Below are 26,463 nucleotides of genomic sequence, written 5' to 3'. Positions count from 1 at the left end.
CGAACCCCTGCCGAGGTTCTGACATAATCGCCCTCTTTGTGGCCTTCCCGGGCCAGGGGCCCATGGGCATGACGTACGCCTGTTGCTGGCCACTCCGACACAGATCGCCGGGCCGGGAGGTCGCCTCACCCAAGCGCCGGGAGACACACCTTGAGTCTGGCCATCTTCGATTTGGACAATACCCTGCTGTCGATCGACAGCGACCATGCCTGGGGCGAATTCCTGCTCGAGCAGGGCGCCGTGGACGCGGTGGCCTATCGCGAGGCCAATGACCGTTTCAAGGCCGACTACGACGCCGGTCGTCTCGACATGATGGCCTTCCTGGAGGTGGCCCTGAAGCCACTGGCGGACAATTCCATGGAACAGCTCGCCGCCTGGCATCAGCAGTTCATGGCCAGCAAGATCGAGCCCGCCATCCTGCCCCAGGCCGAGGAACTGATCGCCCGCCACCGCGCACGGGGCGACACCCTTCTGATCATCACCGCTACCAATCGCTTCATCACTGGCCCCATCGCCGAACGCCTGGGCATCGATGACCTGATCGCCGTGGAACCGGAGCTCGTCGATGGCCGCTACACCGGCCGGGTCAGCGGCGTGCCGAGCTTTCAGCAGGGCAAGGTGACCCGCCTGGAACAGTGGCTTTCTGAGCGCGACGACACCCTCGACGGCGCCTGGTTCTACAGCGACTCCCACAACGACCTGCCGCTGCTCGAGCAGGTCGATCATCCGGTCGCGGTGGACCCGGACCCGGCCCTGCGCGAAGTCGCCGAGGCCAAGGGCTGGAAGATCATCTCCCTGCGCGGTTGAGCCAAGCGCGGTTGAGACAAGCCCCCTCGCACGACGCCGACGCCATCCACAAAAGAACCCCGCCACATTGTGGCGGGGTTCTTCGTTGGCACGATGACCGCTGGTCGACGTGCCGGCGATGCTGTGCAAGGCCCTGTCGGGCCTTGCGAGACCGATATCAGCCCAGCAGGTGCTCGACCGCAGCGCGCTCTTCGCGCAGCTCGTCTTCGGTCGCCTTCATCTTGGTGCGGCTGAACTCGTCGACCTCGAGGCCCTGGACGATCTCGTACTTGCCGTCCTTGCACACCACCGGGTAGGAATACATGATGCCCGGCTCGACGCCGTAGCTGCCGTCGGCAGGAATGCCCATGCTGACGATGCCGTCGCTGCCCAGCGCCCAATCACGCATGTGATCGATGGCGGCGGATGCGGCGGAGGCAGCGGAGGATGCACCACGCGCCTTGATGATGGCGGCGCCACGCTGCTGCACGGTCGGGATGAAGTCGTTTTCGTACCAGTCGCGCTCGACCAGGTCGAAGGCCGGCTTGCCGTCCACCTTGCAGTGGGACAGATCCGGGTACTGGGTCGCGCTGTGGTTACCCCAGACGATCATGCTGTCGACGTCGGTGACGTGCTTGCCGGCCTTCTGCGCCAGCTGGGTCTTGGCCCGGTTGTGGTCCAGACGCATCATCGCGGTGAACTGACCGGCGTCGAGGTCCGGCGCGTTGCAGGAGGCGATCAGGGCGTTGGTGTTGGCCGGGTTGCCCACCACCAGCACGCGAATGTCACGGCTGGCGTTGTCGTTGATGGCCTTGCCCTGGGCGGAGAAGATGGCGGCGTTGGCCTCGAGCAGATCCTTGCGCTCCATGCCCGGACCGCGCGGACGGGCACCCACCAGCAGGGCGAAGTCGGCGTCCTTGAAGGCCACGTTGGCATCGTCGGTGGCGACGATGTCCTGAACCAGCGGGAAGGCACAGTCGTTGAGCTCCATCACCACGCCATTCAGCGCTTCCATGGCCGGAGTGATCTCGAGCAGCTGCAGGATGACCGGCTGGTCCGGGCCCAGCATATCGCCGGCGGCGATACGGAAGGCGAGAGAGTAGCTGATCTGACCGGCGGCACCGGTGATGGCAATACGTACGGGGTCTTTCATCATGGCTCCTTGGGATTGTCGCCGTGAAGGGGCCCGGGCGGCATCATGCAGACGTCGGCCGACACCTTGGCTGCCTCGGGCGGCGTTCAGGACGCGGAAAATCTTATGCTTGCAGTGCACAAAACTCAATTGGCCCGACGCAATTGACCTGGCCTCGCACCGCCGACCTGGGTTGTCGCCAGGCACGTCCGCCTGGACGATCTGACGTGGCGGCCCTCAAGAGCCAGATCCAGAAGTGTCGGATCCTCTGAGTATCGGGAGCGGGCGAAATCGGCGGCCTGGTGCGAACAACGCCACCAAAGCCTTCGGTGTTATCGAAGGCGATCAAGGCGCTGCGCTGGCCTTGCGCGCCCACTCACCCTCTCACTAACCCTCTCACTCACGGTCCGCCCTCACGGTCCGCCCTCACGGTCCGCCCTCACTACCCTCCTTCACCGCCGGCACCCCTGTCAGGAGATGCCTTCGGCGGGGGCGTGCTCGTCGTGGAGCCGTGCAATCAGCTGATCTTCCAGGCCGAAGCGCTCCGACAGGCCCTTCTTCAGACGCTCGAGCCAGGCCGGCAAACGCGGCAGAAAGCGTTGGCAGCGCACCGGAGTAGAGTAGTCCTCGTCAAAGGACAGCACCAGTTCGGTGGACATCTCGAGGCGTTCCAGCAGACGATCGGCGATATTCAGTGCCGACGTGTCATCGAAGGCACGCGCCTCTTCCCTCAGTTGCGGATAGACCTCGAAATGGCCGGCGCTGATGTAGTCCATCAGCGTCTCGCTGAAGGTGTCGATGCGTTCCTTGGTGATGGTTTCCAGATCCGCATCGCATGACTGTTCGAGCTCATTCAAGACAACGAGCAAACCCTCGCGCTGCTCGAGCCAGCGGTCGATCAGTCGATGGACGCCTCCCCAGCGTTCGCGAGCGGTCTTGCAATCTTCCAACATGGCGGCCTCCCTAGCACTGCCTCACCCCGAATCCAGGCGGATGAACAGACTCCCTCGTGCCGCCGCCCCTGTCAACGAATGCATGCCAAGTACCTGATTGGCCGTCATCACCGACAGCAAAACGGCGCAGAGAACGCCTCTACCGCCAAGCTTCAGCCGTTCCAGCGATAGCCGCTGGTCGTGGCCCGCAGCGTCGTGAGCATGCCCACCGGCACCGCCAGCAGTACCACAAAGCCAATCAACGTCCAGCCTGGCAGCGACAGCCCGAGCAGGGTAGCGCCGACCTCGGCGCACTCGCCGGAGCCGGACAACACCGAGGCGATGACCTTCTGCAGCGGCAGCACATCGATCATGTAATCGAGACCGGGGCCACAGCTCGGCACCTGATCCGCCGGCAGCGACTGCAGCCACAGATGACGCCCGGCAACGGCGATCCCGGACAGCACCGCCAGGGCCGCCAGACCGCTGTAGGCCACTGTGGCGAATGCACCACGGGGTCCATGCAGCGCGGCCACGGCAAACACCAGCCCTGCCGCGATCACCGCCACCCGCTGAAACACACAAAGCGGACAGGGCTCGAGCCCGACCAGGTGCTCAAGCCCCAGGGCCACGGCCATCATTGCCACGCAAAAGCCCAGTCCCGCCAGGCTCCACTGCCGCAGGCTCCACTCGCTCATTTCAGGCTCTCTCCGCTATGGGTCGGTTGATCCGTGGGTGCCAACGCCCGGGTCTCCCGGGCTCGGCTGAAATAGTCGCTCAGGAATTGAGCAAAATCGCTGGTGTCGGATGCCTCGATCTCCCGCTGCTGCTGATGAGAGGTCTCGACCAGGTCTTCCAGCATGGACGCACGACACCGATTGAGCGGCTCGTCAGCCAGCGCAGCGGCCTGCTCACGGGCGATGGCGACCATGGCCTCGACAAACTCCTCACCGTTGTCCTCGAGGCGCGCCAGCACGCGAGCAGAAGGCGTCAGCGACGGATCATCGATGCGCGGCGCGATCGCGTCCACCGCCTGCTGGTGGGGACTGCCATCCTCGAGCTGGTCGAGCAGCGCGGCGACCTCGCGCATCTCGGCGACGATGGCACGACTCCAGTCGACCAGACCGCGGCGGTTGCCTCGGTCATTGAGCTCGAGCCCGGGCTCGCGACCGCGCTCCACCACCAGGCGCCGATTGTCGTCCAGGTGGTCACACTCCTCGTCGGAGATCCAGGGACTGTCGGACAGCAGACACCACACCAGGAAGGTGTCGAGAAAGCGGGTCTGGGCGGCATCGATCCCCAGGGTAGCGAAGGGATCGATATCCAGACAGCGGACCTCGATGTACTCGACACCACGGGCCTCGAGGGCCTGGCTCGGTGTCTCGTCGTGACGGGTGACCCGCTTGGGACGGATATCGCTGTAGTACTCGTTCTCGATCTGCAGGATGTTGGCGTTGAGCTGACGCCAGCTATCGCCATCACGCACACCCAACGCCTCGTAGTCCGGCCAGCCGGTGGCGATGGCATGGCGCAGGGTGTTGACGTAATTCGACAACGAATTGAAGCAGATCTTGAGCTGATCCTGCACCTTGTTCTGGTAGCCCAGATCGGACATCCGCAAGCTCGTCGCATAGCGAGATACCAGGGTGCGCTCGCCGAGGCGTTCCAGCCCCTCGGGGATCTCGCCATCATCCAGGAAGCTGTCGTCGATGGCGGGCGATGCACCGAACAGATACAGCAGTAGCCAGCTATGGCGCCGGAAGTTGCGGATCAGTCCGAAGTAGCGCGACGAGCGGTACTCGCCCATGGACACCTGCTCCTGCTCGTCCAGGGTCTGCAGCAGCGTCCACAGGTCGTCGGGCAGCGACACGTTGTAGTGGATGCCGGCGATCGACTGCATGATCCGCCCGTAGCGAGCGTCCAGGCCGCGACGATAGACATGCTTCATGGTGCCGACGTTGGAGCTCCCGTAGTCGGCAATGGGCACGCTGTCGTTGCCATTGAGCCGGGAAGGCATGCTGGCCGGCCAGATCCACTCTCCGTCCAGATGGCGATAGGTGTAGCGATGGAGATCGGCCAGAAATTCCAGCGCCTCGTCGGGACGGCTGTAGACCGGCGTGATGTACTCCAGCAGCGCCTCGGAGTAGTCCGTGGTGATATGGGGGTGGGTCAGTTTGGAGCCCAGCGCCCGGGGATGGAAGGTCGCCGCGATCACGCCGCGGTCGTCGACCCGAAGCCCCTCCTTTTCAATGCCGCGGCGCAGGCGGCCGAAGCGTCGTGCGGCCGCCGGGCCGCGCAGGCGTTCGAGGAGCGAAGAAAGCTGAGTGGACAAGGTGAACACCCCGTGTCGTGGAAGGGCCCGGGGGCCTGCTTCGAATGGCGGCGACGGCAACGGGCGCTCAGGCGCCCGTTGTTTCAGTCGACAGATACGGTCGACAGCGAAGGTCGACAGTCGAGATCGCTGGATAAGGTCGACAGATTATGGCGTTCCATTGGCAGGTTTCAAGAACGGCCCTGCTTCGCCTTGAGCAGAGCGGCACCCAGAGCGCCCATGGGAGCGGCCTCGTCGCGCCCTCCCTTGCCTGCCTGACCGCGACCCTGCTGGCTCCGAGGGCCCTTGCCCTTGCCACCGCCTTCGCGACGTCTGGGGGCCTGGCGAGCGTCACCTCCGTCGGCGCTGTCGGGAGTATCGTCCATGCGCATGGACAGCCCGATACGCGAGCGCTGCAGATCCACGTTCATCACCTTGACCTTGACGATGTCGCCCGCCTTGACCACGGTGCGTGGATCCTCGACGAAGCGGTCCGACAGCGCTGAAATGTGCACAAGACCGTCCTGATGCACACCGATATCGACGAAGGCACCGAAGTGGGTGACATTGGTCACGGTACCTTCCAGCACCATGCCCGGCTCGAGGTCCTTGAGCGTCTCGACGCCCTCGCGGAACTGCGCTGCACGGAACTCGGGACGAGGGTCGCGGCCAGGCTTGTCGAGCTCGGCGATGATATCGCTGACGGTGGGCACCCCGAAGCGCTCGTCGGCAAACTCGCTGGGCTTGAGCGCCTTCAGCGTGGCGCTGTCGCCGATCAGCCCGGACAGCTCGCGCCCGCTGCGCTCGGCGATGCGCTCGACCAGCGGATAGGCCTCCGGGTGCACGGCGCTAGCGTCCAGCGGATTGGCGCCGTTCATGATGCGCAGGAAGCCGGCGCACTGCTCGAACGTCTTGGGCCCCAGCCGGGACACCTCGAGCAGATCACGGCGATCACGGAAGGCGCCCTTGGCGTTGCGCTGGGTGACGATGTTCTCGGCCAGCCCCGGATTGAGCCCCGCCACCCGCGACAGCAGCGCCGAGGAGGCGGTATTGAGGTCGACCCCCACCGCGTTGACGCAGTCCTCGATGACCACCTCGAGGCTGCGTGACAGCTGGACCTGGGAGACGTCGTGCTGGTACTGGCCGACGCCGATGGACTTGGGTTCGATCTTGACCAGCTCGGCCAGGGGGTCCTGCAGGCGGCGCGCGATCGACACCGCGCCACGAATGGTCACGTCGAGATCAGGCAGCTCGCGGGAGGCATACTCGGAGGCAGAGTACACCGAGGCCCCCGCCTCCGAGACCATGACCTTCGACAACCGGGGATCCTTCATCGCCTTGAGCAGATCCCCGGCCAGCCGATCGGTCTCCCGGCTGGCGGTACCGTTGCCTACGGCGATCAGCTCGACGCCGTGTTTCTTGACCAGTTTCGCCAGTTCGGCAAGCGACGCATCCCACTGATTCCGCGGGGCGTGGGGAAAGATGGTGGCCTGCTCGAGGAACTGCCCGGTGGCATCGACCACCGCCACCTTGCAGCCGGTGCGCAGGCCGGGATCGATGGCCAGCGTGGCCTTGGGGCCGGCCGGCGCCGCCAGCAGCAGATCCTTGAGGTTGGCGGCGAAGACGTCGATGGCCTCGCCTTCTGCCCGCTCACGCAGACGCCCCATCAGCTCGGTCTCGAGATGGGTGTAGAGCTTGACCCGCCATGTCCAGCGCACCACCTCGGCCAGCCAGCGGTCGGCCTTGCGCCCCTCGTCGCGAATCTCGAAGTGACGCGCGATGGCGACCTGGGCTGGGTGCACCGGCGCCTCGTCTTCGCCAGGCAGGCGCAACGCCAGCGCCAGCACACCCTCGTTACGGCCACGGAACATCGCCAGGGCGCGGTGAGAAGGCACCTTGGCGAGCCGTTCGTCGTGTTCGAAGTAGTCGGAGAACTTGGCGCCCTCCTGCTCCTTGCCGGCGATCACGCGGCTGGACAGCTCGCCCTCGCTCCACAGCCTCTCGCGCAGGCGTCCGACCAGCTCGGGGTCCTCGGCGAAGCGCTCCATCAGGATCTGCTTGGCGCCATCGAGCGCCGCCTTGGCGTCTTCGATCGCCGGCGTCTCGCCTTCGGCAGGCCGCAGGTAGCCCGCGGCTTCGGTCTCGGGGTCGAGGGTTGGATCGGCCAGCAGCGCGTCGGCCAGCGGCTCGAGACCCGCTTCCCGGGCGATCTGTGCCTTGGTCCGGCGCTTCTTGCGATAGGGCAGGTAGAGGTCTTCCAGGCGCTGCTTGGTATCGGCAGCCTGGATGCTGGCGGCCAGCGAATCGCTGAGCTTGCCCTGCTCGTCGATGGCCGCAAGCACTGTGGTGCGGCGCTCTTCCAGTTCACGCAGATAGCCCAGGCGCTCTTCCAGGTTGCGCAGCTGGGTATCGTCGAGTCCTCCGGTCACTTCCTTGCGATAGCGCGCAATGAACGGCACCGTCGCGCCGCCATCCAGCAGCTCGACGGTCGCGGAGATCTGAGGGGCCTTGACCGCCAGTTCTTCGGCCAGGCGGGCAATGATCTTGGCTGTAGCGTCCATGAAATCCTTGGCAATACGACGTCTGTGATCCGGCCAAGGTATCACAAAGCGCCCTTTTGCGCCGCCGCCACCCGCTGCCCGGCGTCATCCCCCGGGCAGCTTTTCGTTCAGGCCGGAACGAACTTGAGCGCGACCCCGTTGTTGCACCAGCGCAGACCGGTGGGATCGGGCCCATCCTCGAACACGTGCCCCTGATGACCACCACAGCGAGCGCAGTGGTACTCGGTACGCGGCCACAGGATCTTGTAGTCCACACTGGTCAGCAGGTGGCCCTCCACGTGCTCGTAGAAGCTCGGCCAGCCGGTGCCGGAGTCGTACTTCATGGCGCTGGTGAATAACAACAGATCACAACCGGCACAGCGAAATTCGCCTTCACGCTTCTCGCCGTCGAGCGGACTGGAGCCTGCCGGCTCGGTCCCTGCCTCGCGCAGCACATCGTACTGGGCCGGGCTCAGGCGCTCACGCCACTCGCTCTCGCTCAATTCCAGCGGCTCGATATCGGGACTTGGCGAAAGCTCCAGCTCCGGGCGGGCATTGGCCACCGCCGGCACCATGCTGGCGAGGCCGCCGAGCCCGAGCAGCGCGAGGAAATTGCGTCGTTTCATTGTAGAGTCTCCTGCGTCAAGGATTGTGCTGGGTCGGTCTGCCCCTCCCCTTCCTTACACTCAATCGTCGCTGTCCGTCCGGACCTTCGCCAACTATCGACGGCAAGGCGCTGGAACAAGAGCAAAAAAAGAGGAGAAGGCCATCGCCTTCTCCTCTTCTCGACCCCTGCCTCGCGGCAAGGTTCAGTCGTTTACTGCCTTGGCAACCCGCAGGTTAAACCAGGCCCGGAGCCGCCTAGACCAGGCTCGGGCCTGCCTTGACGATGGCGTCGCTGACGCCGTCGAACTTCTTGAAGTTCTCTACAAACTTGCCTGCCAGTTCGCTGCGCTTGCGATCGTAGGCCGCCTGGTCTTCCCAGGTCTGACGCGGGTCCAGCAGGCTGGAGTCGACGCCGGGCACGGACACCGGCACCGACAGGTTCAGGCCGTCGATGTGGCGGGTTTCCACGTCACGCAGCACGCCGGTCTGGATCGCGTGGATGATGGCGCGGGTGGTCGGGATGGAGAAGCGTGAGCCGCCCTCGCCGTAAGCACCGCCGGTCCAGCCGGTGTTGACCAGGTAGACCTGGGCGTCCTTCTCGGCCACGCGCTTGATCAGCAGATCCGCGTACTCGCGGGCCGGGCGCGGGAAGAACGGCGCACCGAAGCAGGTGGAGAAGGTCGCTTCCAGACCGCTGGAAGAGCCCATCTCGGTGGAGCCCACCTTGGCGGTGTAGCCGGACAGGAAGTGATAGGCGGCGGCCTCCTTGGACAGCACCGACACCGGCGGCAGCACGCCACTCATGTCACAGGTCAGAAAGACGATGGCGTTGGGCTCGCCGGCGCGGTTCTCGGCCACACGCTTGTCGACGTGCTCGAGCGGATAGGCGGCGCGGGAATTCTGGGTCAGGCTGTCGTCGGCGTAGTTCGGCTCACGACGATCGTTGAGCACCACGTTCTCGAGCACGGTACCGAACTTGATGGCATTCCAGATGACCGGCTCGTTCTTTTCCGACAGGTCGATGCACTTGGCGTAGCAGCCACCCTCGAAGTTGAACACGGTACCGACGCCCCAGCCGTGCTCGTCGTCGCCGATCAGGTAGCGACCCGGGTCCGCTGACAGGGTGGTCTTGCCAGTGCCGGACAGGCCGAAGAACAGGGTGGTCTCGCCGTCTTCGCCGACGTTGGCGCTGCAGTGCATGGGCAGCACGTCGGCCTCGGGCAGCAGGAAGTTCTGCACCGAGAACATGGCCTTCTTCATCTCGCCGGCGTAACGCATGCCGGCGATCAGCACCCGGCGCTTGGCGAAGTTGATGATCACGCAGCCATCGGAGTTGGTGCCGTCACGGCTCGGCTCACACACGAAGTGCGGGGCATTCTGGATTTCCCACTCGTCCTTGCGTGACGCATTGTAGGCCTCGGGACGCACGAACATGGTGCGGCCAAAGAGGTTGTGCCAGGCGGTCTCGGTGGTCACACGAACCGGCAGGTAGTGGGTCGGATCGCTGCCCACGTGAAGCTCGCTGACATAGCTGTCCTTCTCGCCCAGGTAGCCTTCCACTCGCTCCCACAGTGCATCGAAACGCTCGGCGTCGAAGGGACGGTTGACGCTGCCCCAGTCGATCTGGGCACTGGTGGACGGTTCGTCGACGATGAACCGGTCCTTGGGGGAGCGCCCGGTACGTTCACCCGTCTTGACCACGAGGGCGCCGTGGGAGGCCAGTCGGCCCTCGCCCTGGGCCACCGCACGCTCGATGAGCTCGGCAGTGCTGAGGTTGACGTGAACGGTAGAAGACTGCGTGGTGGTGGTCATAGGATTCCTGGGCCTTCGGCTTCTCTCTCGTGGACTGGCGCCATCCGACAGGGCGAACGGCGCAAGGGATCCGGCGAGTCGACTACGCGGTTCGACCGTCTTCTTCGACTGACGACGCGTCCGGGATCGGCGGGGATTATGGCAAAAAACCCCGAGACAGGAAATGCCCATTTTTCAAGACGTTATTGTAGTTTAATTACAACATTTCGGCCTTTTTGGTGCATTTCCTGTCATTCCACTACAAACCTGCAACCGCCACCGCAGTCCCGATAACCTCGAGCCTGCCATTCATGCCAGCGAAACGGCTCGGGCCTGGACGCTGCAACCGCTCAATGCACCGTTGGGCTGCCGTCGCTGGGGTCCTCGATCAAGGCTTCGACATCGGCCGCGGTGAAGGCGTAGCGGGTGTTGCAGAAGTGACACTGGGTCTCGATCGTACCTTGCTCCGCGACGATCTGACGCAATTCCTCGTGCCCCAGCGACATCAGTCCCCCGGCGATGCGCGAACGAGAACAAGTACAACCAAAACGCAACGCCTTGGATTCGAAGGTACGCAATGGCTCCTCATGGAACAGCCGCACCAGCAAAGTTGCCGCATCCAGTTCCAGCAATTCCTGTTCGCTGAGGGTGGCAGCCAAGTGATAGGCGCGATCCCAGGCGTCGTCATCCTGATTGAGCGACTCGTCGGGCAGTCGCTGCAGCAGCAGGCCACCGGCGCTGACACCGTCCGCCGCCAGCCACAGCCGCGTGGGCAGCTGCTCGGACTGGGTGAAGTAGGCTTCCAGGCAGCCGGCCAGGCGATCGTGCTCGATGCCGACGATACCCTGATAGCGGCGCCCTTCCTTGGGGTCGAGGGTGATCACGATCTGGCCTTCTCCCACCAGCTCGCGAAAGCCGGCCTCATCGCCGGGCAGTGCCGCATCTTCGGCGAGGCGGGCGATGGCGCGAAGCTCACCGCCAGGATTGGACTCCGCCATCATCAGGGAGACGTCACCACTGCCGCGCACCTCGAGGGTCATGGTGCCGTCAAGCTTCACGGTGTCGGTCAACAGAGCCACCGCCGCCAGCAGTTCACCGAGCTGACGATTGACGGCGGCCGGATACTCGTGACGCTTGAGCACCTCGTCGTAGGCCTCGGACAGGCGGGTGACTTCGCCGCGGACGTTGGTGTCATCGATAATGAATCGCTGTATCTGATCAGCCATGAAAAACGATCTCTGCTGGGCGCGCCCCGGCGGGCGCGCGTCTGACGAAAAGAAGGGTGTTCGACGAGGGCGCTGGGATGAGCGCGACGCGCGCCGTCAGGAGCCGCCCTCGCGCTGGAAGCGCTTGATATCGCGGCGCGCCCGCTTGTCGGGGCGCTTGAGCGGATGCTTGAAGACCTCGTTGGCCTGGCGGCGCTGATCGGCCTCGCGCTCGCGACGTTCGCGACTCTGCTCGGTCTCCTGGTACAGCCGCCGCGCCTCCGGCGCCCCACGACGCTGCTCGCTGACCTCGAGCACCTCGACCTCCCACACATCCCAGCCCTGAGGCGCACGTATCAACATGCCGGGGCTCACCGACTTGCTGGTCTTGGCCCTGGCCCCGTCGACCTCGACCTTGCCACCCTCGATGGCCTTCTTGGCCAGGGCGCGGGTCTTGAAGAATCGTGCCGCCCACAGCCACTTGTCGAGTCTGACGCTATCCACGGGGGGCCTCCGGAGTCTGCGGCGCCGAGGGCATGATATCGGCGAAACGGTCCAGCGCGATAAAGTCCTTGAGCGACTTCTCCGGCCGCCGGCTGTCCGGCTGGCGGATCCCCAGCAGATGGCGAATACCGTACTCGCGGGCGCTTTCGAGCACCGCCGCGTTGTCGTCGATGAACAGGGTCCGCTCGCGGTCGAAGGGCTCGATCTCGTTGAGCGCATGCCAGAACGCCTGTTCTTCCTTGGGCTCACCGATATCGGCAGACGACACGATGGCGTCAAGGTAGTCGTCGAGGCCCGTCAGCGGCAGCTTCAGCGCCAGACTCTCGCGATCGGCGTTGGTCGCCAGCACCACTCGCGGATGGGCGCTCTTGAGCCAGCCCAGAAAGTCCAGAGCATCGCCGCGCAGGCCGATCAGATGCTGGACCTCGCGCTTGAGCGCGACGATATCCACGTCGAGCTCGCGGCTCCAGTAGGCCAGGCTGTACCAGTTGAGAGTGCCCTGCTCCCGGATGATCCGCGCGCGCACCACTTCCTGGGTGGCCTCATCCAGCTTGTGCAGTTCTACGTAGCGGCGAGGCAGATGCTCCAGCCAGAAATGACTGTCGAAGTGCAAGTCCAGCAAGGTGCCGTCCATGTCCAGCAGCACGGTATCGATGGTGTCCCAATCGAGCATTACCTCATCTCCAGCCATCACCAGCTCAATGCTTGTTCCACTGCGCCGGCGAACGTCCGCCGACACCTGAGTAACGTGTTAGTGTACCTCAAAGGCATTCGGGCTCGCAGCCCGGGCGCTTGCGCCTGGTCTCGGCCCGGTGCGGACGGCGGATGTCCCGCGACGCCGCCAACCCCGCCTGCCCCCTGTTCATTGCGCTAGTCATTGCGCTATTCATTACGCGATCCACCAGCCCATCCCACCGCCCAGGAGCTCCCATGGACGACAGTTCCCCGGAAAAACCCCGCATCCTCTCACGCAAGACCGTCGCCGAGAGCCGTCTGTTCCGGGTCGAGGAACTCGAACTGCGCTTTTCCAACGGCGCCGAGCGTCACTTCGAACGGCTGCTTGGCAACGGCAAGGGCATCGGCGCGGTCATGATCGTCGCCATGCCCGACCCCGACCATGTGCTGCTCATCCGAGAGTACGCCGCCGGTTTCGAGGACTATGTACTGACCCTGCCCAAGGGCGTCGTGGACCCCGGCGAGGACATCGTCACCGCCGCCAACCGCGAGCTGATGGAAGAGTGTGGTGTGGGCGCCCGGCGTATCGAACCGCTGGTCGAGCTTTCCCTGTCGCCCAACTATATGCGCCAGCGTATGCAGGTCATGCTGGCGAGCGACCTCTACCCCAAGCGCCTGGAGGGCGATGAGCCGGAGCCGCTGGTGGTGGAGACCCATGCGCTGGACAGCATAACCGCGCTGCTCGCCCGGGAGGACTTCCACGAGGCCCGCGCCATCGCTGCGCTGTACATCGCCCGGGACAAGCTCAAGGGCGAGCAGGCCGATACCTCACTTTGGTAAGACCCACCCTACCAATACGACCAGGGGGCCCTGACGGCCCCCTGGTCAACGTGCCTTGGTCGAATTTGCCTTGGCCAAGCTTCCTTGGCCAAGGCCCTCTTGTCGTGCCTGGCTGATTCGCCTCAGCGACGGGCGTGCAGCCGGCGGAGGTTGCTGTTGCCTTCCTTCAGGCGCACCCAGCGCCCCTGGCGGTAGCTGTCGAGCCCCGCTTCCAGCAAGGTCATCACGTCCACCGCCTGCTCGCCGGACACCGGCGGCGGGTCGCCATGCAGCAGGGTCTGAGCGACGGCAGTGTAAAAGGCGGGATAATTGCCCGGTTCCGACAGCCACTCTTCGGTGACCAGGTCCGGCTCCTCGGCGCTGCCCCGGTTGAGGGTCAGTTGTCCCGGCGCATCGTCGACGCCCCAGTCTTCACTCGGCATCAGTCCCTGCTTGAGCCAGCCTTCCTGGGGGTCGAGCCCGTAGATCGAATAGCTGCCCTCGGTGCCGTGCACCACGAAGCGCGGGCTGGGCTCGGCTACCAGCGAACTGGCCTGCAGGGTCACCCTGAGGCGGTCGTACTCGAGCAGCGCCAGAAAGTCGTCATCCACCTCGGCGCCGTCTCTGGCGGAGGCCAGTTCCAGCAGAATTGCCCGAGGCATGCCGAACAGCTCTATGGCCTGATCGAGCAGATGCGGGCCGAGGTCGTACCAGATGCCGCCACCGGGCTTGTGCTGCTCTCGCCAGCGGTTGTTCACCGCCGGTCGATAGCGATCGAAACGCGAGGTAAAGGACGTCACTCGCCCCAGCCGGCCCTGCTCCAGAAGCTTGCGCACCGTCAGGAAGTCGCAGTCCCAGCGACGATTGTGAAAGACGCTGAGCAGCAGTTCCGAGCGGTCCGCCTGGGCGCGGAGCTGACGCGCCTCCGAGGCCGACACAGTGATCGGCTTGTCCACCACCACGTGCTTGCCTGCCGCAAGAGCCGCCTTGGCCATGGCATAGTGCTGCTCGTTGGGTGTAGCAATCACGATCAGGTCAACGTGGCGCACCTCGAGCAGCTCGTTGAGCTTGGCGTGCACCGTCACGTCCGGAAGGTCACGCAAGACCTTGTCGGCGTCGGAGCTGACCACCGAGGTCAGCTCGAGCCCTGGCGCGGCCTGGATCAAGGGGGCATGGAAGGTCTTGGCAGCCATGCCGTAACCCACCAGGCCCACATTGAGAGTCTGTGTTTTCATAGCGGTCCCCGTGCCTGCATCTCGCCCATCTTGTCGAGGGCTTCTTTGATCTGTCGATCCCCTGTCACGTCAGAATGACCAAATCCCCGGAAATTATCGAGTTCCGGCGTACACGCAAGCTGTTTCATTTCGCTGATCGGTCGCTCATTTCTTCAAGCGAGTCGCCTGAGCGCTGGACGCCATCAACGATGAAGGCCGGCGTATGCCGGCCTTCATCGAGCTACTCTGTGCTAAAAAGCGCAGATATTAGTCGTCAAGCTTTTCCAGATCGCGCACCGCGCCCATGTCAGCCGAGGTGGCCAACAAGGCATAGGCCTTCAGCGCAGGAGTCACCTTGCGCAGACGCTGAATGCTCGGCTTCCAGGCATCCTTGCCGCGCTCCTGCTGGCGCTGGCGGCGCTCGGCAAGCTCGGCGTCGTCCAGCAGGACATTGATGGTCCGAGCGGGGATGTCGATGCGGATACGGTCGCCGTTTTCCACCAGAGCGATGGCGCCGCCGGCGGCGGCCTCCGGTGAGACGTGGCCGATCGACAGCCCTGAGGTGCCGCCGGAAAAGCGTCCGTCGGTGAGCAGGGCGCAGCCCTTGCCCAGCCCCTTGGACTTGAGATAGGACGTCGGGTAGAGCATCTCCTGCATGCCCGGGCCGCCCTTGGGGCCTTCGTAGCGGATCACCACCACGTCGCCTTCCTTCACCTTGTCGCCAAGGATATGTTCCACCGCCTGATCCTGAGACTCGACCACGTGGGCCGGCCCTTCGAACACCAGGATGCTGTCGTCGACGCCGGCGGTCTTCACCACACAGCCGTTCTCAGCGATGTTGCCCTTCAGCACGGCGAGCCCGCCCTCCTTGGAGAAGGCGTGTTCGTAGTCGCGGATACAACCGGTGGCGCGGTCACCGTCCAGGCTCGGCCAGCGGGCGCTCTGGGAAAACGCCGTCTGGGTCGGGATACCACCGGGGCCGGCCTTGAAGAAGTTGACCACCTCCGCCGACGGATTGCGCATGATGTCCCACTCGTCGAGGGCCAGCTTGAGGCTGTCGCCGTAGACCGTGGGCACCGAGGTATCCAGCACTCCGGCGCGATCCAGCTCGCCGAGGATCGCCATGATGCCGCCGGCCCGGTGCACGTCCTCGATGTGATACTTCTGGGTATTGGGCGCCACCTTGCACAGCTGAGGGACTTCGCGGCTCAGCCGGTCGATGTCCATCATGTTGAAGTCGACGCCTGCCTCCTGGGCGGCGGCCAGCAGGTGCAGGATGGTGTTGGTGGAGCCGCCCATGGCGATATCCAGGGTCATGGCGTTCTTGAACGCCGCCTTGGAGCCGATGGCACGGGGCAGCAGGTGCGCTTCGTCACCTTCGTAGTAGCGCCTGGCCAGCTCGACGATGCGCTCGCCCGCCGTCTCGAACAGGCGGCGGCGATCGGCGTGGGTGGCCAGCACCGTGCCGTTGCCCGGCAACGCCAGACCCAGCGCCTCGGTCAGGCAGTTCATGGAGTTGGCAGTGAACATGCCGGAGCAGCTGCCACAGGTGGGGCAGGCGCTGCGCTCGACCTCGTTCAGGGTTTCCTCGTCCACCGAATCGTCGGCGGCCATGACCATGGCGTCCACCAGGTCCAGGCCGTGATCCAGCAGCTTGGTCTTGCCGGCTTCCATGGGGCCGCCGGAGACGAAGATCACCGGCACGTTGAGGCGCATGGCGGCCATCAACATTCCAGGCGTGATCTTGTCGCAGTTGGAGATGCACACCAGAGCGTCGGCGCAGTGGGCGTTGACCATGTACTCCACGCTGTCGGCGATCAGATCGCGGCTCGGCAGCGAATAGAGCATACCGTCGTGGCCCATGGCGATACCGTCGTCCACGGCGATGGTGTTGAATTCCTTGGCCACACCGCCGGCCTTTTCGATTTCACGGGCGACCAGCTGGCCCATGTCCTTCAGGTGAACGTGGCCCGGCACGAACTGGGTGAAGGAGTTCGCCACCGCGATGATCGGCTTCTGGAAGTCGCCATCCTTCATGCCGGTGGCGCGCCACAGGGCGCGAGCGCCGGCCATGTTGCGACCGGCGGTGGTGGTACGGGAGCGATACTCAGGCATGGAATCCTCGTCATTTTTCGTCCACCCGTGATGCAGAAGGCAACCGGGCGGTGTCGCGTGTCCAGACTGTCGATTCTGTCACGCACAGACGGCACTGACTAGCCTTGCACAGGCCATCACGCCACGGGCCCGAGAACCGCGTCATGCGGCCTCGGGCCCGATCCGGAACGGCTTGACGGCTCACTGTCGGCGAAATGCACCGTCATATTGCCGTTAGGCGAACACCACCTTGGCGACATCCCTGCAGTGGCCGACGAGAGCGGTCGGCGAAATGCGCCGAAGTGCCGTCGTTAGCCAAATACCACCTTGGCGACGTCCTTGTAGCGATTGGCGAAATGCACGGTCATGCCGTCCTTGAGGTACTCCGGCAGTTCGTCATAGTCGCGCCGATTGGCCTCGGGCAGGATCACCTCGAAGATATCGCTGCGGCGCGCGGCGATGACCTTCTCGCGGATCCCCCCCACCGGCAGCACCTGTCCGGTCAGCGTCAGCTCGCCTGTCATCGCCAGGTTGCGCTCGATGGACTGATGACGCGCCAGTGACAGCAGCGCCGTGGTCATGGTCACCCCCGCCGAGGGGCCATCCTTGGGGGTGGCGCCTTCGGGCACGTGCAGGTGAACAAAGGAGGCATCGAAGAAGCCGGCATCGGCGCCGTACTCGGTCAGGTGCCCCTGAACATAGCTGTAGGCGATGTTGGCCGACTCCTTCATCACGTCGCCCAATTGGCCGGTGAGCTTGAAGCCGCGATCCAGCCCGTGCACCTTGCCGGCCTCGATGGACAGGGTGGCACCGCCCATGGAGGTCCAGGCCAGGCCGGTGACCACGCCCTGCCCTTTCATCACCTTTTCCTTGCGGAACAGTGGGGCGCCGAGGAATTCCTCGAGGTTCTTGAGCGAGACCTTGACCGTCGCCTGGTCGTTCTCCAGAAGCTTGACGGCGGCCTTGCGCACGATCCGGTGCAGCTGTTTCTCCAGTTGCCTGACACCGGCCTCCCTGGCGTAGCCCTCGACCACCTGGCGCAGGGCTGCGGCGGTCAGATTGATACGCTTTTTGGGGATGTTGTCGCGCTTGAGCAGCTTGGGCCAGAGGTGGTTCCTGGCGATGGCCTGCTTCTCTTCGGCGATGTAGCCCGACAGGCGAATCTGCTCCATACGGTCGAGCAACGCCGGCGGGATGGAATCCAGGGTATTGGCGGTGCACACGAACAGCACCTTGGACAGATCCAGACGCACGTCCAGGTAGTGGTCGAGGAAGTCGACGTTCTGCTCCGGGTCCAGCACCTCGAGCAAGGCCGAGGCCGGATCGCCCTGGAAGGACTGGCCCATCTTGTCGATCTCGTCGAGCATGATCACCGGGTTCTCGACCTCGACCTCCTTGAGCGCCTGGACCAGCTTGCCGGGCATGGCGCCGACGTAGGTGCGCCGGTGGCCCTTGATCTCGGCCTCGTCGCGCATGCCACCCACCGAGAAGCGATAGAACTCACGGCCGAGCGCCTCGGCGATGGAGCGACCGATGGAGGTCTTGCCGACACCTGGTGGTCCCACCAGCAGCACGATGGAGCCCCCCACGTCACCCTTGAAGGTGCCCTCGGCGAGGAACTCGACGATCCGCTCCTTGACGTCGGTGAGTCCGTCATGGTCGCGGTCGAGTACCTGTCTGGCGTGGGCCAGGTCCAGCTGGTCCTGGCTGCGCTGGCCCCAGGGCATGGCCGTCAGCCAGTCCAGATAGTTGCGGGTGGTGCCATATTCGGGCGAACCGGTCTCGAGCACCGACAGCTTGGCCAGCTCGTCGTCGATGCGTTCCTGCACCCGCTCGGGCACCTCGCGGCCCTCGAGGCGCGCGCGGAAGGTGTCGACGTCGTTTTCACGGTCGTCCTTGGAGATGCCCAGCTCGCGCTGGATCACCTTGAGCTGCTCGCGCAGGAAGAATTCGCGCTGACGCTCCTGCATCTGGGCGTTGACCTGCTCACTGATCTCGCTCTGCAGCTGCGCTACCTCGATCTCCTTACGCAGCAGCGGCAGTACCTTCTGCATCCGCGGCACCACCGGCAGCGTGGCGAGCACGTCCTGCAGCTCCTGCCCCTGGGCGGAGGTGATGGCGGCGGCGAAGTCGGTCAACGGGCCCGGCTCGTGGGGACTGAAGCGATTGAGGTAGTGCTTGAGTTCCTCGCCGTACAGCGGATTGATCGGCAACAGTTCCTTGATGCCGTTGATCAGCGCCATGGCGTAGGCGCGGGTCTCGTCCTCCTCCGCGTCCACCGGCTCACGAGGGTAGGACACCTCGACCAGAAACGGCGGGGTGCGCGACAGCCAGCGCTCGATCTTGAAGCGTCGCACGCCCTGGGCGATGAACTGGATCTGGTTGTCCTCGCCCTGCAGCTTGTGGGCCTTGACCGCGGTGCCGATGGTCGGAAAGTCCTCGTAGGACAGCTCCTCGACACCGGCCTCTCCGACGAAGGCGAGACCGACGGTGTCATGGGGCGTATTGGCGACCCGCTCGATGGTCTCGGACCAGCGTTCGCGGTTGATCACCAGCGGCTGCACCTGGGCGGGAAAGAAGGGACGATTGTGAATCGGCAACAGGTAAAGCCGTTCCGGCAGCGAGGCGCTGGCAGGAATCACCGCATGGCCCTGGACCTGCTCGCCATCGGCCAGGCCGTCCGCGGTTCCGTCTTCGGCGTCGCCACTCATGGGAATCCAGTCCAGATCGTCGGACCGGGGATCGCGATCATCGCTCATGGTGTCCTCATCCTGAAGTAGGGGGCGTCTTGCCCGTCTGGGTATCAGCAATGCGGGCGACCACGACCAAGTTCAAGGCGTGACAGGAGGATAGCAGCAGAGTGACGCCATCGGGGACGCTGCCGGGCCCGGCCGGGAGGGAATTCAGAGGACAGGAATCTGGTGGCTCTTCTGACGGTGTGAACGGAGTCCGCTCAACCACCCAGCAGCGGTGGTAACGGACGTCCGTTGACCCGCAGTCGCCCCTTGACCACGTCGATGCCCAGCATCGAGGTATCCAGCGGCAACCCCAGCCACAGCGCGACCACGGCCGGCGGATCACGCCATTCGAAGTCTCCGTCCAGGCGCTGGCGAAAGCGCTCGCGCATCTCGGGGCGATCCAGCGACAGCAGGCTCAGCGACGCAAGATCTCGGGGGTCCAGCACCAGCACGCCCTCGCCCTTTAGACTCAGTCCCAGCATGGGGCTGTCGAGATCCACGTCCTTCAGATCCAGACGCGGTGAGTCCTTGAGCAACTGGGCCAGGGCGCGATCCATCGCCGAGTAGGCCTCGGCGTCCTCGAGCGAGACGGTGCCTAGCGCGGTCTTGTGACGCGCCAGGGCCACCACCGAACGCAGCGCCTCGGCGTTGATGCGAGACAACTCCAGACTGACCTCGCCGTCCACCAGCATGTCGTCGCCGGAGCGCACCTCACCGATGGTCAAGGTGCTCTGCAGCCTCAGCTCGCTGTCATCCAGCAGGGTGCGGGCCTCGAGCACCAGTTCGGTGCCATCCAGGTTGACCTGAGGGTGACGCAGACTGACGGCGTCCAGGGTCAGCTTGTCCTGCTGGGTGAAGTGCAGGGCCCCGGGGGTATAGGCGTAACGGCTTTCGTGATGGAGCGGGCCGATTTCCAGCACCGCGTCTCCATCGCGCAACTCGATCGCCTCCAGCAGCACCTGGGTGCGCCAGTCGCCATAGACTCCGTCAAAGGCGATACGTCCACCGGAGAATTGCAGCGAGCGAGGCGCTTCACCGGACGGCGACTGACTGATGAGAAATGGTGCCAGCCGCAACTCCCCCTGCAGCGTGCCCCCCAGGGTGCGGTAGTGAGCTTCCCAGCGGGGCGGGCTTGCCGGCATGGCATCACCGAACAGGCGCCGGTCGGCGTCGCCGACGTGTACGTCGAGCCGGCCAAAGACGCTGGTATCGAGTACGCCGTGGCGTGCCTCATAGGGAATCGCAAGATGCCAGGCGTGACCGATCAGGGGAGCCACATGCAACACGCCGGAGGAACGCAGCCAGCCCTGCTCCACGTCGTCGCGCGAGATTCGCAGGTCACCGCGCGCCTCGAGATCGGCAAGCGCCCTCTCCAGTTCGCGCTCGAACAGCAGACTGGCGATATATTGGGCCACCGCCCAGGCCAGCGCCAGCACCACCACCACCGGTACGATCCATCGTTCCTTGCGCATTCCTTGCCCTCTCTGCCGAGAGGAGCCTCCCTGCCCCCGTCGGCGTGACGATACGCTGTTCAGTGTAGCCAGAACCACAGGTGCATGGTGCACCAGGAGTAAACGCCGGCCATGACATCATCGACCATGATGCCGAAGCCGCCGGCGACGCGACGATCGGCCCAGCGGATGGGCCAGGGCTTGATCACGTCGAATACGCGAAAGACAACGAAGCCCCACAGCGCCGCTTCCCACGAAAAGGGCACCGCCGCCATGGTCAGCCAGTAGCCGACAAACTCGTCCCAGACGATACCGGAGTGGTCGTGCACGCCGAGGTCCCGGGACGTCTTGTCGCACAGCCAGACACCCCAGACGAAGGTGATGGCGATCATCACCAGGTACCAGCCCAGGGTCAGCTCGGACAACAGCCAGTAGAAGGGAATGGCCGCCAGGGTCCCGAAGGTCCCCGGGGCAAAGGGCGCCGCCCCGCTGCCCAGCCCGAAGGCAAGAAAATGGGTCGGTCGACGCCACACGCTAGCCGGTGCTTTGTTCACGATGTCCCTCCGTGGAAATGTTGCCACCCCGGCAGCGAAGAGGCATTCACCCCTTGTATCCCCGGCGACGCGGTGACCTGGCCGATGGCAACGAAGGCGAGCCCCAGTTCCGCCAGTGCCAGGCGGGCCCGATCGAACGCCGCCGACGGCAGCGCCACGACCAGCTCGTAGTCGTCGCCGCCGGTCAGGGCGGCCTCTCGGGCCGCCTCGGTGCCGAGGGCCTCTACGAGCCCTTCGGCCAGAGGCAGCGCTTCGGCGTCAAGACGCGCCCCGACACCGCTGGCTTTCAGCAGGTGACCAAGGTCGGCAAGCAAGCCGTCGGAGACGTCGATGGCCGCGCTGGCCAGTCCCCGCAGCGCCAGACCTGCCTGCCAGCGCGCCTGGGGCAACAGGTAGCGGGCAAGCAGCGGTGACTCGAGATCTCGCTGACCCTCGTACCAGGCCGCCAGTCCCCCGGCGCCGCCACCCAGCGCACCGGTGACCGCCAGCACGTCGCCGGCGCGGGCACCGTCGCGACGCAGCGCCTCGCCCGTGGGTACCTCACCCATCACGGTGACGCTGACGGCGCGTTGGCCCCGGGTGACGTCGCCCCCGACCAGGGTCATGTCCGCCTCGTCGCACACAGCATGGAAGCCCTGGGCGAACTTTGCCACCCACTGCTCTTCCACCTCGGGCAACGTCAGCGCCATCAGACACCAGCGCGGCTGCGCGCCCATGGCGGCCAGATCACTCAGGCTCACCGCCAGGGCGCGATGCCCCAGCGCCTGCGGCGGTGCGTCTTCGGGAAAATGCTGCCCTTCCACCGACGTGTCGACGCTGACCACCAGTTCGTGCGCTGGCGCAGGGCGCATCAGGCAGGCATCGTCACCCACCCCGAGCGAGACGCCGGAGGCCTTGCCGGGCTCGCCCGTCGTGGGTGCCAGCCAGCGCTCGATGAGTTCGAATTCTCCGTACATCAGGCGCGACCTTCAGCGGCGACGGGCACTGACCTCGGCGCTTCTGAGCTTGATGGCCAGCTTGTCGAGAATGCTGTTGATGTACTTGTGGCCATCGGTGGCGCCAAAGGACTTGGCCAGCTCGACCCCTTCGTTGATCACCGCCCGATAAGGGACCTCCAGACGCTTGGACAGCTCGTAGGCTCCAAGGCGCAGGATCGCCAGCTCGATCGGGTCGATGTCCTCGAGGCGGCGGTCCAGCAGCGGCGAGATGGAGGCGTCGAGCTCCTTGCGGTAGCGTGCGACGTTGTGCAGTAGCTCATGGAACAGCGCCAGATCGGCGATTTCCATGACCTTGAGCCAGTTCTCGTGCACCTCCAGGTCGTCATCGGGCACCTGGCTGCGAAATTCGGCCTCGACCGCAGTGATGGACTTGTCGGTCATCTGCCACTGATAAAGTCCCTGCACCGCCAGCTCGCGAGCCGCACGGCGAGACTGCTGGGCCTTGCTGGGCGCACGCTGTTCGCGGCTCATGCGGGGGTCTCCTCGGCATCGTCACCAAAATGACGCAGCAGCGACACCATCTCCATGGCGGCCATGGCGGCTTCGACGCCCTTGTTGCCGGCCTTGGTGCCGGCCCGCTCGATGGCCTGCTCGATGGAGTTGACCGTCAGCACACCGTTGGCCACCGGGGTATCGAACTCCAGCTGCAGCCGCGACAGCGCGGAATTGCACTCGCCGGCCACGTGCTCGAAGTGCGGGGTACCGCCGCGAATGACCGCGCCGAGCGCGACCACGGCGTCGGGACGCGCCACCGCGAGCACACGCTTGACCGCCAGCGGCAGTTCCCAGGCGCCCGGGACGTGGACGATGTCGATCATCTCCATGTCCACCCCGTGGCGCACCAGGCTGTCCACCGCGCCCTCGACCAGGCTATCTACCACATGGTGATTGAAGCGGCCCACGACGATCACGTAGCGGCCCTGGACGTCGACGAAGCTGCCTTCGACTTGGGAAATAGGTTGCATCTTGAATCTTCCTGAATGTACCGGCCTGGGGCCGGTAGTCGGGGTGACCCTGTCAAAGGGCCTGTCCCCTGGTAAAAACCGAAACACCGGACGCCAGCATTACTGCCTCGCCCGGCGTGAATCAACCGCTGATATCACCTGGCGAGACGATGTCCACCACCTCGAGATCAAAACCCGACAGCGCGGAGAACTTCCACGGTGAGCTCAGCAGACGCATCCTGCCGACACCGAGCTCGCGCAGGATCTGGGAGCCGGTTCCGATGGTCAGGTAGTTGCCGGCGCCGTCGGACTCGCTGCCGCGAGCGGTGCGGCGGCGCTCCAGGAACACCTGCAGCATATCGTTGAGGTCCTGATGCGGACGCATGTCATCGAGCAGCACGAAGACACCCTGCTCGGCCCGCGCCACCTCTTCCAGCGCCTGGTGGGCGCGCCAGGAGGCGTCCTCGCCCTTGACCAGGCACATCAGGTCACGCATCTCGTTGGCCAGATGCACCCGCACCGTGGTCACGCTGTCCGGACTCGGCGAGCCCTTCACCAGCGCCAGGTGGTGCACCTTGTGGGTGCGGTCGAGAAAGACGTGGGCGGTCAGCTCACCGTAGGCGGTGGTCACCGGCAGTCGCTCGACCTCTTCTACCGTCTGCTCGTTGTGGATCCGGTAGTGGATCAGGTCGGCGATGGTGCCCATCTTGATCCCGTGGGTCTCGGCGAAGCGCTCGAGCTCAGGACGTCGGGCCATGCTGCCATCGTCGTTCATGATCTCGCAGATCACACCGCTGGGATCACAACCGGCCAGGGCGGCCAGATCGCAGGCCGCCTCGGTGTGGCCGGCGCGCCTGAGCACGCCGCCGGGCTCGGCCATCAGCGGAAAGATGTGGCCGGGCTGGACGATGTCTTCTGCCTTGGCATTGCGCGCGCTGGCGGCCTGCACCGTGCGTGCGCGGTCAGCAGCGGAGATGCCGGTGCTGACGCCTTCGGCGGCCTCGATGGACAGGGTGAACTTGGTACCGAAACCGGAGCCATTGTCCTGCACCATCAGCGGCAGCTTGAGCTGTTCGCAGCGCTCCCGGGTCATCGGCATGCAGATCAGACCACGGGCGTGAACCGCCATGAAGTTGATGTGCCAGGCCTCGACCTTCTCGGCGGCCATGATGATGTCACCTTCGTTTTCCCGATCCTCGTCGTCCATCAGGATCACCATGCGGCCCTGGCGGATATCCTCGACGAGTTCGGCAATAGGGGCCAGGCCCCCGCTGGAAGACTGCGACATGTATGCTCCCTGGATCTAAAATGGCCACTCGCGACGGCGGCCAGAAACCGCGTCAGGGTACCGTGGCGCGGCGTCGGGCGCCAGTCAAAGACAAAGACCAGACAGGGCGTCGGGCGCCGCTTATATCAAGATCGGCCACTGCGACTCCGCGTCGGGCGCCGCTTATATGAAGCCCCGCTACTACGATCCCGGGCACCGGTGACTTTCGTCGGGTCAGTGCTCGGCGCAGGCGGCCAGCGCCGGGCGCGCCAGAATACGCCAGTCCTTGCCGAGGGCACGGATATCGAGAATTTCCAGAGGCCGCTGCTCGGCCATGCGTTCGATGCCCGACAACGCCATCAGCCCGCGCGCGTCGGAGCCGAGCAGGGTCGGCGCCATGTAAAGACGCAACTCGTCCACCAGACAGGCATCCATCAAGGCACCTGCCAGGGTCGCGCCGGTCTCCACCAACAGCTCGTTGCAGCCGCCCTCGTCACCGAGCCACTTGAGCAGCGCGCCAAGATCGACGCGGCCGTCGTCGCCTGCAGGCATCTCCAGCACCCGCGCGCCGGAGCGCATCAGCGCGTCTCTGCGAGGGGATTCGCTGCCCTCGACGCAGACCACCAGCGTCTCCCCTGGCTCGCTCAGGCAGGCCGCGGCCAGCGGCATGCGCAGGCGCGAGTCCACCACGACCCTAAGCGGCTGGCGTCGGGCGATGACTTCGGCGTCATCGAGCCCGAGCTGATCGGCACGCACCGTCAGCCGCGAGTTGTCGAAGATGATCGAATCCACCCCGGTGAGGATGGCGCAGCTCTGAGCCCGCAGCCGCTGGACGTCACGCCGAGCCTCGGCACCGGTGATCCACTGGGACTCGCCGGAGGCCATGGCGGTACGGCCGTCGAGGCTCATGGCGAGCTTGAGGCTGACCCGTGGACGCCCCCGGGTCATGCGCGACACGAAGCCGGCGTTCAATACCTGGGCGTCCGCCTCGAGGCAACCGAGCCTTACCTCGACCCCGGCGTCACGCAGGCGTGCGATACCGCGTCCCGCCACCTGAGGATTGGGATCCTGCATGGCTACCACCACCCTGGCGACACCGGCCTTGATCAAGGCATCGCAGCAAGGCCCTGTGCGCCCCTGGTGAGAGCAGGGTTCCAGCGTCACGTAAGCGGTGGCGCCTCGGGCGTGCTCACCGGCAGCCTCGAGTGCATGGACCTCGGCGTGGGGCTCCCCGGCGCGCTGATGGTAGCCGTCGGCCAGATGCTTGCCGTGCTTGACCAGTACGCAACCGACCCTCGGATTGGGCATGGTGGTGTAGCGACCGCGTTCGGCCAGCTTCAATGCCCTGGCCATCCAGGCTTCATCCTGGCCTGCCGTGATGTCCGTCGGATTCATGTGCTCTCCCCGGTGTCGGGCGAGAAACTCGGCTCCTGGGCCAGGCGGTCGATCTCGGCGCGAAATTCGTCGATATCCTGAAACCGTCGATAGACTGAAGCAAAGCGGATATAGGCCACCTGATCGAGGCGCTTCAGGGCATTCATCACCTCTTCACCGACCACCCGCGCCTGGACCTCGCGCTCGCCCCGTGCGCGCAGGTTCTGGCGGATACGTTCCACCGCCGCCTCGATCGACTCGGCGCTGACGGGGCGTTTTTCCAGCGCCCGCAGCATGCCGGCCCGCAGCTTGATCTCGTCGAACACCTCCCGCGAGCCATCGGCCTTGATGATCCGTGGCATGATAAGTTCAGCGGTCTCGTAGGTGGTGAAGCGCTCACCGCAGCCAGCACACTGCCGCCGTCGGCGCACCTGATCACCTTCGGCGACCAGCCGGGAGTCAGTCACTCGGGTCTCTTGGGCGCCACAGAAGGGGCAATGCATAGCGGACAGTCCGGCAGGAAAAATA

General features: G+C 65.1%; 23 protein-coding genes. 2 read left to right on the top strand and 21 right to left on the bottom strand.

Annotated features, from left to right (window positions below):
- The first annotated feature begins 150 nt into the window (after positions 1 to 150).
- Positions 151 to 807, top strand: coding sequence for a histidinol-phosphatase (locus C6W88_RS02985; protein WP_045994142.1), 657 nt, complete (start codon positions 151 to 153; stop codon positions 805 to 807).
- A gap of 157 nt (positions 808 to 964) precedes the next feature.
- On the opposite strand, the gene C6W88_RS02980 is transcribed toward C6W88_RS02985, so the two are convergent.
- From C6W88_RS02980 to yrfG, 10 genes are all read right to left on the bottom strand, one after another.
- Positions 965 to 1,939, bottom strand: coding sequence for a malate dehydrogenase (locus tag C6W88_RS02980; protein WP_045994141.1), 975 nt, complete (start codon positions 1,937 to 1,939; stop codon positions 965 to 967).
- Positions 1,940 to 2,388: 449 nt separating this feature from the next.
- Positions 2,389 to 2,871, bottom strand: a complete 483-nt coding sequence (gene rsd, locus C6W88_RS02975; protein ID WP_045994140.1) for a sigma D regulator — start codon at positions 2,869 to 2,871, stop codon at positions 2,389 to 2,391.
- A gap of 152 nt (positions 2,872 to 3,023) precedes the next feature.
- Positions 3,024 to 3,548 carry a disulfide bond formation protein B gene (locus tag C6W88_RS02970; protein WP_108131401.1) on the bottom strand — a complete coding sequence of 175 codons (525 nt, stop codon included), beginning with the start codon at positions 3,546 to 3,548 and terminating at the stop codon, positions 3,024 to 3,026.
- A complete protein-coding gene (gene gshA, locus C6W88_RS02965) occupies positions 3,545 to 5,191 on the bottom strand; it encodes a glutamate--cysteine ligase (RefSeq protein ID WP_375037771.1) in 1,647 nt (548 codons plus the stop codon). Before gshA ends, C6W88_RS02970 begins: the two co-directional genes overlap by 4 nt.
- 161 nt (positions 5,192 to 5,352) lie before the next feature.
- On the bottom strand, positions 5,353 to 7,722 hold the full coding sequence (locus C6W88_RS02960; RefSeq protein ID WP_045994137.1) for a Tex family protein: 2,370 nt from the start codon (positions 7,720 to 7,722) through the stop codon (positions 5,353 to 5,355).
- Between the two features lie 107 nt (positions 7,723 to 7,829).
- On the bottom strand, positions 7,830 to 8,327 hold the full coding sequence (gene msrB / locus C6W88_RS02955) for a peptide-methionine (R)-S-oxide reductase MsrB (RefSeq protein WP_045994136.1): 498 nt from the start codon (positions 8,325 to 8,327) through the stop codon (positions 7,830 to 7,832).
- 235 nt (positions 8,328 to 8,562) lie between these two features.
- Complete coding sequence (locus tag C6W88_RS02950) at positions 8,563 to 10,119, bottom strand: phosphoenolpyruvate carboxykinase (RefSeq protein ID WP_045994135.1); 1,557 nt, start codon at positions 10,117 to 10,119, stop codon at positions 8,563 to 8,565.
- 329 nt (positions 10,120 to 10,448) lie between these two features.
- Entirely contained in the window at positions 10,449 to 11,324 is an 876-nt protein-coding gene (gene hslO, locus C6W88_RS02945) for an Hsp33 family molecular chaperone HslO (RefSeq protein WP_108131400.1), read from the bottom strand.
- 96 nt (positions 11,325 to 11,420) lie between these two features.
- Complete coding sequence (locus C6W88_RS02940) at positions 11,421 to 11,807, bottom strand: Hsp15 family ribosome-associated heat shock protein (protein WP_108131399.1); 387 nt, start codon at positions 11,805 to 11,807, stop codon at positions 11,421 to 11,423.
- Positions 11,800 to 12,480: a GMP/IMP nucleotidase gene (yrfG, locus tag C6W88_RS02935; RefSeq protein ID WP_108131398.1), complete on the bottom strand. Its 681-nt coding sequence runs from the start codon at positions 12,478 to 12,480 to the stop codon at positions 11,800 to 11,802. The genes C6W88_RS02940 and yrfG overlap by 8 nt, the downstream gene beginning before the upstream one ends.
- A 257-nt stretch (positions 12,481 to 12,737) precedes the next feature.
- Here yrfG and nudE point away from each other — a divergent pair, with 257 nt between their 5' ends.
- On the top strand, positions 12,738 to 13,322 hold the full coding sequence (nudE, locus tag C6W88_RS02930; protein WP_045993076.1) for an ADP compounds hydrolase NudE: 585 nt from the start codon (positions 12,738 to 12,740) through the stop codon (positions 13,320 to 13,322).
- 122 nt (positions 13,323 to 13,444) lie between these two features.
- Here the strand turns inward: nudE and C6W88_RS02925 are convergent, their stop codons facing one another.
- From C6W88_RS02925 to nrdR, 11 genes are all read right to left on the bottom strand, one after another.
- Positions 13,445 to 14,536: an oxidoreductase gene (locus C6W88_RS02925; protein WP_045993077.1), complete on the bottom strand. Its 1,092-nt coding sequence runs from the start codon at positions 14,534 to 14,536 to the stop codon at positions 13,445 to 13,447.
- 246 nt (positions 14,537 to 14,782) lie between these two features.
- The gene (gene ilvD / locus C6W88_RS02920; RefSeq protein WP_108131397.1) at positions 14,783 to 16,630 is read right to left on the bottom strand and encodes a dihydroxy-acid dehydratase; all 1,848 of its coding nucleotides are present in this window, start codon (positions 16,628 to 16,630) and stop codon (positions 14,783 to 14,785) included.
- 290 nt (positions 16,631 to 16,920) lie between these two features.
- Complete coding sequence (gene lon / locus C6W88_RS02915; RefSeq protein ID WP_108131396.1) at positions 16,921 to 19,368, bottom strand: endopeptidase La; 2,448 nt, start codon at positions 19,366 to 19,368, stop codon at positions 16,921 to 16,923.
- Positions 19,369 to 19,562: 194 nt separating this feature from the next.
- Positions 19,563 to 20,819 (bottom strand): DUF945 family protein, encoded by a 1,257-nt coding sequence (locus C6W88_RS02910; RefSeq protein WP_045993080.1) that lies wholly within the window; start codon positions 20,817 to 20,819, stop codon positions 19,563 to 19,565.
- A 59-nt stretch (positions 20,820 to 20,878) separates the two neighbouring features.
- Entirely contained in the window at positions 20,879 to 21,352 is a 474-nt protein-coding gene (locus tag C6W88_RS02905; protein ID WP_045993081.1) for a phosphatidylglycerophosphatase A family protein, read from the bottom strand.
- The gene (thiL, locus tag C6W88_RS02900; protein ID WP_108131395.1) at positions 21,349 to 22,308 is read right to left on the bottom strand and encodes a thiamine-phosphate kinase; all 960 of its coding nucleotides are present in this window, start codon (positions 22,306 to 22,308) and stop codon (positions 21,349 to 21,351) included. The genes C6W88_RS02905 and thiL overlap by 4 nt, the downstream gene beginning before the upstream one ends.
- Before the next feature lie 12 nt (positions 22,309 to 22,320).
- The gene (gene nusB, locus C6W88_RS02895; protein ID WP_045993083.1) at positions 22,321 to 22,821 is read right to left on the bottom strand and encodes a transcription antitermination factor NusB; all 501 of its coding nucleotides are present in this window, start codon (positions 22,819 to 22,821) and stop codon (positions 22,321 to 22,323) included.
- A complete protein-coding gene (ribH, locus tag C6W88_RS02890; RefSeq protein ID WP_045993084.1) occupies positions 22,818 to 23,315 on the bottom strand; it encodes a 6,7-dimethyl-8-ribityllumazine synthase in 498 nt (165 codons plus the stop codon). The genes nusB and ribH overlap by 4 nt, the downstream gene beginning before the upstream one ends.
- Before the next feature lie 121 nt (positions 23,316 to 23,436).
- Positions 23,437 to 24,582: a bifunctional 3,4-dihydroxy-2-butanone-4-phosphate synthase/GTP cyclohydrolase II gene (gene ribBA / locus C6W88_RS02885; protein WP_108131394.1), complete on the bottom strand. Its 1,146-nt coding sequence runs from the start codon at positions 24,580 to 24,582 to the stop codon at positions 23,437 to 23,439.
- Between the two features lie 213 nt (positions 24,583 to 24,795).
- Positions 24,796 to 25,956 (bottom strand): bifunctional diaminohydroxyphosphoribosylaminopyrimidine deaminase/5-amino-6-(5-phosphoribosylamino)uracil reductase RibD, encoded by a 1,161-nt coding sequence (ribD, locus tag C6W88_RS02880; protein WP_108131393.1) that lies wholly within the window; start codon positions 25,954 to 25,956, stop codon positions 24,796 to 24,798.
- Positions 25,953 to 26,438, bottom strand: coding sequence for a transcriptional regulator NrdR (nrdR, locus tag C6W88_RS02875; protein WP_045993087.1), 486 nt, complete (start codon positions 26,436 to 26,438; stop codon positions 25,953 to 25,955). Before nrdR ends, ribD begins: the two co-directional genes overlap by 4 nt.
- Positions 26,439 to 26,463 lie beyond the last annotated feature (25 nt).

The sequence above is a fragment of the Halomonas litopenaei genome, from assembly GCF_003045775.1.
Classification (GTDB): domain Bacteria; phylum Pseudomonadota; class Gammaproteobacteria; order Pseudomonadales; family Halomonadaceae; genus Halomonas; species Halomonas litopenaei.
The sequence above is the reverse complement of the archived record's forward strand: the minus strand, read 5'-3'. Positions and strand labels throughout refer to the sequence as shown.

Bases quoted from the DNA above. Each gene is read 5' to 3' on its own strand.
- C6W88_RS02925 (WP_045993077.1), bottom strand. From the start codon at position 14,536: ATGAAAACACAGACTCTCAATGTGGGCCTGGTGGGTTACGGCATGGCT.
- thiL (WP_108131395.1), bottom strand. From the start codon at position 22,308: ATGTACGGAGAATTCGAACTCATCGAGCGCTGGCTGGCACCCACGACG.
- nusB (WP_045993083.1), bottom strand. From the start codon at position 22,821: ATGAGCCGCGAACAGCGTGCGCCCAGCAAGGCCCAGCAGTCTCGCCGT.
- ribH (WP_045993084.1), bottom strand. From the start codon at position 23,315: ATGCAACCTATTTCCCAAGTCGAAGGCAGCTTCGTCGACGTCCAGGGC.
- rsd (WP_045994140.1), bottom strand. From the start codon at position 2,871: ATGTTGGAAGATTGCAAGACCGCTCGCGAACGCTGGGGAGGCGTCCAT.
- C6W88_RS02910 (WP_045993080.1), bottom strand. From the start codon at position 20,819: ATGCGCAAGGAACGATGGATCGTACCGGTGGTGGTGGTGCTGGCGCTG.
- C6W88_RS02970 (WP_108131401.1), bottom strand. From the start codon at position 3,548: ATGAGCGAGTGGAGCCTGCGGCAGTGGAGCCTGGCGGGACTGGGCTTT.
- C6W88_RS02950 (WP_045994135.1), bottom strand. From the start codon at position 10,119: ATGACCACCACCACGCAGTCTTCTACCGTTCACGTCAACCTCAGCACT.
- C6W88_RS02980 (WP_045994141.1), bottom strand. From the start codon at position 1,939: ATGAAAGACCCCGTACGTATTGCCATCACCGGTGCCGCCGGTCAGATC.
- yrfG (WP_108131398.1), bottom strand. From the start codon at position 12,480: ATGCTCGATTGGGACACCATCGATACCGTGCTGCTGGACATGGACGGC.
- hslO (WP_108131400.1), bottom strand. From the start codon at position 11,324: ATGGCTGATCAGATACAGCGATTCATTATCGATGACACCAACGTCCGC.
- ilvD (WP_108131397.1), bottom strand. From the start codon at position 16,630: ATGCCTGAGTATCGCTCCCGTACCACCACCGCCGGTCGCAACATGGCC.
- ribD (WP_108131393.1), bottom strand. From the start codon at position 25,956: ATGAATCCGACGGACATCACGGCAGGCCAGGATGAAGCCTGGATGGCC.
- nudE (WP_045993076.1), top strand. From the start codon at position 12,738: ATGGACGACAGTTCCCCGGAAAAACCCCGCATCCTCTCACGCAAGACC.
- C6W88_RS02960 (WP_045994137.1), bottom strand. From the start codon at position 7,722: ATGGACGCTACAGCCAAGATCATTGCCCGCCTGGCCGAAGAACTGGCG.
- nrdR (WP_045993087.1), bottom strand. From the start codon at position 26,438: ATGCATTGCCCCTTCTGTGGCGCCCAAGAGACCCGAGTGACTGACTCC.
- ribBA (WP_108131394.1), bottom strand. From the start codon at position 24,582: ATGTCGCAGTCTTCCAGCGGGGGCCTGGCCCCTATTGCCGAACTCGTC.
- msrB (WP_045994136.1), bottom strand. From the start codon at position 8,327: ATGAAACGACGCAATTTCCTCGCGCTGCTCGGGCTCGGCGGCCTCGCC.
- lon (WP_108131396.1), bottom strand. From the start codon at position 19,368: ATGAGCGATGATCGCGATCCCCGGTCCGACGATCTGGACTGGATTCCC.